Here is a 3,653-nt window from a genome sequence, read left to right as displayed (position 1 = left end):
CCCGAGATTGAACCACCTGAACTACGTTATCCATGTGCCGGGTGGCGCGTTCGACGCCTGCTAAAGGGTTGACGATATATGCACGTCTGGCCGAGCGCCAAATCGGCAAGTCGTCCAGCGAGTTACCGATGTAATCGAACCCTTTTTCCCCATATAACGTCACCAGCACATCACGCTTGTTCGTTCCGGAAAGGTTCTGCTCAAGGGTCGTACCCAAAACGTCATCAAAGAGCTTCAGGTGCTCGGCGATACGTACCGCCAATGTGTGATGACTGGCCGTGGCCAGAACAATTTTCCGACCGGCATTGCGCTGTTCCTCAATCATCCGGAGCGCGTCGGGATCATAGGGCAAAGTCGCGACATCGATGTCCGTCGCCATTGCCAGTCGATCTTTCAGATACGCCTTGCCATGCCAGAGCCAAGGTAAGAGTTTCAGGCAGTGCAATGGTTTGCTGCGGACAAAGGACATCACACATTCGAACAGCAGATCAGATTTGAGGAGGGTCCCGTCCAGATCAACCACGAAGGGCATTGAAGTAGCGCAGGACGCTGACATCGGCAGTACGTCAGGCAGCGAGACGTTCATGCCCGTCGCCCTCTAAAAAGGACAAAGCGGAAAACGCAGTACCCTAAAACAATATTCACCAGCGAAAACGAAGCGACCGTCACCAGCCCGGACAAGCGCCAGACGTCCGCGATGACACCCACGCCAAAACTGACGCCGCCCATCAGGCCGATGAACATCAGATAGGGAAATACCGGCGTTTCCCTTTCAAAGATATAAAGCATGTTCAGATAGAAAGAGAGCGCAGCAGCTACGCAGAACGCCGCAAAGTTGCTGGCTGCCTGACTCAGGGCGGCCGCCTGACAGAGCACGAAAAATATTTGCCAATGGATGAGCGCATCGGCCAGTCCGATAACGGTAGTTGCAGAGAATCCTTTCATGGTGGTTGCCAGCCGCTTCCAGAGGACGGACCTCCAAGCTAGGCCGGAGCTTGAAAACGGTCTACTGTCAGAAATTACAGGTAGAGGGCTTTATCCGACCAGCGGTCATCTTGTCGTACTCACGTGTCAATTGCTCATCGCGTGCGATTTCAATGCGTTGACCGTTAAACGCCGTGCCCATAAAACCCAAAAGCCCCGATCTCTCGATCAGGGCTTCGTTGTTTACGCACTTACGGTTCAAGAAACCGAACGCACCGAACCTTGCGACACTTGCGTCGGCTGCAACTTGAACAAGTAAAACAACACCGTCAGCAACACCAGAAACGCCGGCCCGACATACAGCGCCACGCGGGTATCCGGGAAGTACGCCATCAGGCCGACCACCAGTACCAGAAACGCCAGGGCGAAGTACGAGCTGACCGGGTACAGCCACATCTTGTACTTGAGGCCGGCACGTTCGCTGGCGCTCAGGCCTTTGCGGAATTTCAGCTGGGCGAGAAGGATCATCACCCAGGTCCAGATCGCACCGAAGGTGGCAATCGAGGTGACCCAGACGAAGACTTTTTCCGGCACCAGATAGTTGAGCACTACGCCCAGCAGCAACACCGCGATCGACAGCAGCAGCGCCCGGCGTGGCACACCGTTGTTCGAGGTCTTGGCGAAACCGGCCGGGGCCTGGCCGTTCTGCGCCAGGCTGTAGAGCATGCGCCCGGTGCTGAAGATGCCGCCGTTGCACGACGACAGCGCCGCAGTAATCACCACGAAGTTGATAATACCGGCTGCGGTCTTGATGCCCAGCCGCTCGAAGGTCATCACGAACGGGCTGCCCTGGGTACCGATTTCATTCCACGGGTAGATCGACAGGATTACGAACAGCGCGCCGACGTAGAACAGCAGAATCCGCCAGAACACCGAGCCGATCGCGTCAGGAATGGTCTTCTGTGGATTCTTCGCTTCACCGGCGGTGAGGCCGATCATCTCGACACCGAGGTAGGCGAACATGACCATTTGCAGCGACATCAGCACACCGGTCACGCCGTTGGGCATGAAACCGCCGTGCGCCCACAGGTTGGAAATGCCCAGCGCCACGCCATCATTGCCGAAACCGAAGGCGATGATGCCGACGCCGCCGATGACCATGGCGATGATGGTGACGATCTTGATCAGGGCGAACCAGAATTCGAACTCGCCGAAGGCTTTCACCGCAATCAGGTTGATCGAGCCCATGCTGATCAACGCCGCCAGGGCCCAGATCCAGCGCGGTACATCGGGGAACCAGATACCCATGTACACCGCCACCGCAGTGATTTCCGCGACGCAGGTGACCAGCCACAGAAACCAGTAATTCCAACCGGTGAGAAAGCCTGCCAGCGGACCGAGATAGTCCTGCGCGTAGCGGCTGAACGAACCGGCCACTGGGTTATGCACGGCCATTTCGCCGAGTGCGCGCATGATCACCAGGATCGCCAGACCGCCAAGGATGTAGGAAAGCATGATCGCCGGACCGGCCATCTGGATGGCTTTGGCCGAGCCGAGAAACAGGCCGACGCCGATACAGGCACCGAGCGCCATCAGGCGGATATGCCGTTCGCCGAGTTCACGTTTGAGCGGACCGCCCGAAGCGGTGTCGCCGTGCGGCAGAAGATTGCCAACTGGCATAGGGGTACAACCTCGTCTTGTTATTGGATATGACCACCGGGTTTCGAAGCGTCGGCCGATAGGCCTTGGCTGGGCAGGAAACCGCGTCGGCTTCGTGGGCAGACGCGTCTTGCAGGGCGGGCCTGAAAGATCAGCGGGGCGTGCAGTATAAAAAGCTCAGGGCAGGATTTTTCACTCTAAAAGTCCCAACATTCAGCGACAACTCTCGGCAATAGTGGGTTCTGCGGAGAGGCATTACCTGCATTACGTAGGAAAAGTCGTCACTGAAAAAGCCGCGAAGTATTGCACAGACATGGTGCAGCGTCATGTTTCAGCCCTAGGGCATTTGATCCACTGTGTGATGTCTCGCCTCGCGCTTGATCACGGATAAATCGCCCGACGGATTCAGAAATTTCGCTCAACAGTTGCAGCGCCGAGCGGGGTGGCCAACCACTAACCTTTGAAAAAGCCAGGAGCACATGCAAGGAAGCTCACATGCCAGTCCGTCCCAACTCCCACCGTCTGCGCCAAGGTCGTTTCTCGGAAAACGGTCGTGCCTATTTCGTCACCTCTGTCATCCACGAACGCCAGCCCGTATTTGCAGATTGGCAGACCGGCCGATTACTGGTTGCCGAACTGCGCCGGGCTCATGAGCAAGGAGTCGCGCAATCCATCGCCTGGGTTGTCATGCCTGACCACTTTCATTGGCTGATGCAATTGCAACGCGGCTCACTTGGTGAAGTCATTGGCGGTGTAAAGGCTCGCTGTGCGCATGCGGTTAACAGAAAAACCGGACGTCACGGACCGCTGTGGCAAACCGGCTACCACGACCGTGCGATCCGTGACGGCGAGGACCTGGAGCCCTTCGCCCGCTACATCATCAATAATCCTTTGCGAGCCGGGCTGGTCGATAACCTCGGTGATTACCCGCTTTGGGATGCCTACTGGCTCTGAGCACAATAGTTCTATGGAATAGGTGGATTTCTTCGTCACACAGACAACATCCCGGGATGTGCACAACATCCTTGTGGTGAGGGGATTTATCCCCGCTCGGCTGCGAAGCAGTCGTC

The 3,653-nt window shown here is 56.9% G+C and carries 4 protein-coding genes; 1 reads left to right on the top strand and 3 read right to left on the bottom strand.

Translation table 11 applies throughout. The features are described from left to right. The 3 genes from OQK_RS16605 to OQK_RS16595 all read right to left on the bottom strand — a co-directional run. The coding region (locus OQK_RS16605) for a haloacid dehalogenase-like hydrolase (RefSeq protein WP_238537197.1) at positions 1-586 on the bottom strand (586 nt) is incomplete at its 3' end. Continuing rightward, a complete protein-coding gene (locus OQK_RS16600) occupies positions 583-945 on the bottom strand; it encodes a GtrA family protein (protein WP_016773371.1) in 363 nt (120 codons plus the stop codon). The genes OQK_RS16600 and OQK_RS16605, both read right to left, overlap by 4 nt. Positions 946-1,182: 237 nt before the next feature. Then, entirely contained in the window at positions 1,183-2,604 is a 1,422-nt protein-coding gene (locus tag OQK_RS16595; protein WP_016773370.1) for an amino acid permease, read from the bottom strand. A gap of 474 nt (positions 2,605-3,078) precedes the next feature. On the opposite strand from OQK_RS16595, the gene OQK_RS16590 reads away from it, so the two are divergent. Further along, complete coding sequence (locus tag OQK_RS16590) at positions 3,079-3,537, top strand: REP-associated tyrosine transposase (protein WP_016773369.1); 459 nt, start codon at positions 3,079-3,081, stop codon at positions 3,535-3,537. Positions 3,538-3,653: the final 116 nt, after the last annotated feature.

The organism is Pseudomonas sp. R62 (assembly GCF_000257605.1).
Classification (GTDB): Bacteria; Pseudomonadota; Gammaproteobacteria; order Pseudomonadales; family Pseudomonadaceae; genus Aquipseudomonas; species Aquipseudomonas atacamensis.
This window is presented reverse-complemented; position numbering and strand designations above follow the sequence as displayed.

Bases quoted from the DNA above. Each gene is read 5' to 3' on its own strand.
- OQK_RS16595 (WP_016773370.1), bottom strand. From the start codon at position 2,604: ATGCCAGTTGGCAATCTTCTGCCGCACGGCGACACCGCTTCGGGCGGT.
- OQK_RS16590 (WP_016773369.1), top strand. From the start codon at position 3,079: ATGCCAGTCCGTCCCAACTCCCACCGTCTGCGCCAAGGTCGTTTCTCG.
- OQK_RS16600 (WP_016773371.1), bottom strand. From the start codon at position 945: ATGAAAGGATTCTCTGCAACTACCGTTATCGGACTGGCCGATGCGCTC.